4 protein-coding genes are annotated in these 3,640 nt (G+C 53.7%); all 4 read left to right on the forward strand.

The genetic code is table 11. The features are described 5' to 3' along the window. The coding region (locus ACXJ5O_RS21555; RefSeq protein ID WP_457301677.1) for a hypothetical protein at window positions 1-182 on the forward strand (182 nt) is incomplete at its 5' end. Between the two features lie 334 nt (window positions 183-516). Beyond that, the gene (locus ACXJ5O_RS21560) at window positions 517-1,110 is read left to right on the forward strand and encodes an SCO family protein (protein ID WP_457301678.1); all 594 of its coding nucleotides are present in this window, start codon (window positions 517-519) and stop codon (window positions 1,108-1,110) included. Window positions 1,111-1,125: 15 nt separating this feature from the next. Beyond that, the gene (locus ACXJ5O_RS21565) at window positions 1,126-2,010 is read left to right on the forward strand and encodes a 50S ribosomal protein L11 methyltransferase (RefSeq protein WP_457301679.1); all 885 of its coding nucleotides are present in this window, start codon (window positions 1,126-1,128) and stop codon (window positions 2,008-2,010) included. 424 nt (window positions 2,011-2,434) lie between these two features. Continuing rightward, on the forward strand, window positions 2,435-3,391 hold the full coding sequence (locus tag ACXJ5O_RS21570) for a hypothetical protein (RefSeq protein ID WP_457301680.1): 957 nt from the start codon (window positions 2,435-2,437) through the stop codon (window positions 3,389-3,391). The last annotated feature ends 249 nt before the right edge of the window (window positions 3,392-3,640 follow it).

Below are 3,640 nucleotides of genomic sequence, written 5' to 3' on the forward strand. Positions count from 1 at the left end.
GGGCGCAGGTATCGGGAAGCAGCCTGAAGCCGTCCGATTTTCCCGATGCCGAAAGGCAGGCCTTCGCACGCGCCGAGAAAATCCTTGCCCGTTTCGGCGATGAAAAAATGGAACTGCTGATCAGAAAACTATGCGGCATGCGCRAGCATGGCACGTATCCCTTGCGGTCGTTGACGAGTTGAAACGATGGCTCGCCATCTGTTCGCGTCCGACAAACGCGGGAGCCCGGAGAAGTCCGTATTTGCTTGGTTTTTCATTGTCGGACGACCGTGACAAGTCCCCGTCACTTGTTTGCATAAACCAAAGCGAAATCCTATAATCTAACTATGAAAACCTCATCCTCCATCAGCACACCGAGAATGGTGCTATATGCTGCCCTTGCGCTTGCGGCATCCGTTGCTTCGGGGCTCACCTTTGCTGCATGGTCCAACAAGGGCGATTCCATCTTCCTTTCCCTCATCAATGCGGGCTTGGCCTGGTGTATGTAGTCGCTTGGCAGCCTCTGAGTAATCATCCATGAACAAACGTCTGCTGCCTTTTTTGATCGTAGCGATTGCCCTTCTTGCCGGGGCTGCGGGCTGGATCACCTTCCAGTCATCACGCCAGACGGCCACGACCGGCAATCAGGGGCCATTCGGCACGTCTTTTGAGCTTACGACGATGAACGGCGAACCGATCACGGAGGCGGCATTCCGGCAAAAGCCATCCGCTATATTCTTTGGCTTCACCCATTGTCCGGAAGTTTGTCCGACGACATTGTTCGAGCTTGACGGCTGGCTCAAGAAACTCGGTACGGAGGGCGCAGACGTCAACGCCTATTTCGTGACGGTGGACCCGGAGCGGGACACTGTCCCTGTCATGAAATCCTATGTCAGCAATGTGTCTGACCGGATCACGGGTGTGACAGGCGATCCCGACAAGATCGCAGCCATGCTGAAGGGCTATAGCGTCTTTGCGCGCAAGGTTCCCGTCGAAGGCAGCGACTATACGATGGACCACACCGCCTCGATCTTTCTTCTCGACAGCAAAGGCCGTTTCTTCGGCACCATTGCCTATGGCGAAAATCCTGATACGGCTGTCGAGAAACTAAAACGCCTCGCCAAAAGCTAGAGAAAATATTCCTGAATGACCACCCAGACCCGCCTTTTCGTTACCGCCGGCAAGATCGAAGCCGAGCGCATCTTCACCATGCTCGAACGTGAATTCGAAGAGGACGGACTGCCGGTCTCCAACGCCGAAATCGACGAGGATCGTGAAATATTCGAGGTTTCGGTCTATACATTCGAGCCCGACGAAATCGAGCCACGCATTCGCGATGTTCTCGGCAGCGACACCTTCGGCCTTGAATTGAAACGTGAGCAGGTGCCGGATATCGATTGGGTCGCGCATTCGCTGGAAGGCCTGAAGCCGGTGCGCGCGGGACGCTTTTTCGTGCATGGCTCGCATGATCGCGACAAACGCCGCCTCAATGATCTCGGTATCGAAATCGATGCAGGTCAAGCGTTCGGTACAGGCCACCACGGCACCACGTCCGGTTGTCTCGACATGATCAGCCAGGTGATCCGGCGCGAACATCCGCGCAATGCGCTTGACCTTGGCACGGGAAGCGCTGTGCTTGCCATCGGGATCGCCAAGCTTGCGCCTATCCGTATTCTGGCAACGGATATCGATCCGGTCGCAGTCGCGGTGGCGCAGGAGAATGTGGTTAAGAACGGCGTTGCCGCCCGGATACAGACCGAAACCGCAACGGGGTTTCATCATCCGGCAATGCGCGCCGCCACACCCTTCGATCTCATCGTCGCAAACATCCTTGCGCGGCCGTTGATGCAGCTCGCGCCTGAAATGCGCAAACACCTCGCCTGGGGTGGTTCGCTGATCCTTTCGGGTATTCTCGAAACACAACGGGAGAAGGTACTCGCCGCCTACCGCGTCCAGGGCCTGTTTCATATCAAAACACTGCGCCGCGAGGGCTGGGTTACCCTGCATCTGAAAGCTAAAGCTACGTACTAGAGCTTTTTCGGGATGGCATTCTCAAATTCCAATTGACAGCGTTGATCGATTATAGGAATATATTCTTTTTAAAGGATTTATTTCATGAGAGATTACGAATACGACCTGTCTCGAGTTAATCACACCAGATACCGCGTTGAAGAAGCCGCCGCCGAATTGAAAGCGATGCGGCGGGCACCGCCCAATTCCTATCTGCCGAAGGATATTCGGGGAGCAGAACTCGGCTACGATTTCTGGCGTAGCAGGCTGCGCATCACGGAGGATATTTTACGAAGGTTTCACCCTGACCAGCCACGCGTACCTGCGGGAAATCCCGATGGCGGGCAATGGACCGATGGAGGTGGTGGGTTCGGCCGATCCAGCTCATCTGTAGATCCGATTAAAACCGGCGCTACCTCGGCTCGTCCGCGTAGCAACAACGATCTTGTCAAACCCGTATCAGATTCAGATCAAGGGCAGCGCCGCAATCTTGAATTCAATGAAAGTCAGAAGGCTGAGCTCCGAAGGAAGATCGGCAGCGGAAAAGGGAGCGTATGTCGAAGCGTACAAATATCTGCATCAGCAAGTTCAAAATCGTCTGCAAAACCCTGGTTTGAGTATTGCAGAGCGCAAAGAATTGGAAGCGAAGGAGTTCTGGCTGCGCAAAGCAGGTGAAATCAATGGCGGCGATCCGAACAGTCAGGGCAATTTCTTCATTCGCAGCGTCACAGGAAATGGTTTGCGCTTTGACGACAGACCGGCAGATCCCGAGAAGATACAGGAAAACTCCAACCGCATTGGTGCGTTTGTGATGCGAGATGTTCTGACGAACGGCAAAATGCCATCAATGCAAGAAATCGTTGCAAACGATGCGCTTTCGGTAACAGACCCAAAAGACGGACACCAAACGATCGGTGGCTGGGGCGGCTCATTCAACTATTGGGATATGCCTTTATCAGCCACGCCGGGTGATACCGTGGGCTACCGCATTTCGAAAGATCCCGCTGAATATGAGAAATTCATTTCGGTGAACGCCAAGGCTCTTGCCGATACCGTTCGAAAATTCCGGCTCGATCAATACCCGGAAAATTCCGCCGAAGCGATATTGCAAGGACTAAACGCGCAGGTGCCAGCAAGAACCAAACTTGAAATCATCGATCGCGCACTTGACGGAATCAACGGTGAGCGCGAAGGATTTGCGGGAGATCCTTACGATATCGATGGCTATCACCCGCGTTTTGACGACGATGATGACAATGTGATCGGCTGGTTTTCACGGGATAAGCATCTCAAACAAATCGATGTCACCGACCGCGCAAAAATCAATGAGCTCAACACGCGTTACCACATTCGGCAAAACAAGGGAGAATTTCACTCCTGGCAAAATGCGGATGATGATTAAAAGCCTCAACTACGACGAACGTTGCATTGTCCGCGCAACGTCCGTCGTCCAAATTACAATTGTATCCTTGGGGAACCCCAATGCCGAAAAATCTGGCCGCCCCCCTTTATATGCTGATCATGTTCGTCTTCGGAACCGCGTCCTTTTGCAGCGTCGCGATGGCTGCCGACGACTACCCGTGCAAGCCGGAGGGTGATATCAGGTCCGCCTGGTACAGAATACAGAATATGGACCCGGTATATCTCGTTT

The organism is Phyllobacterium sp. P5_D12, assembly GCF_054049495.1.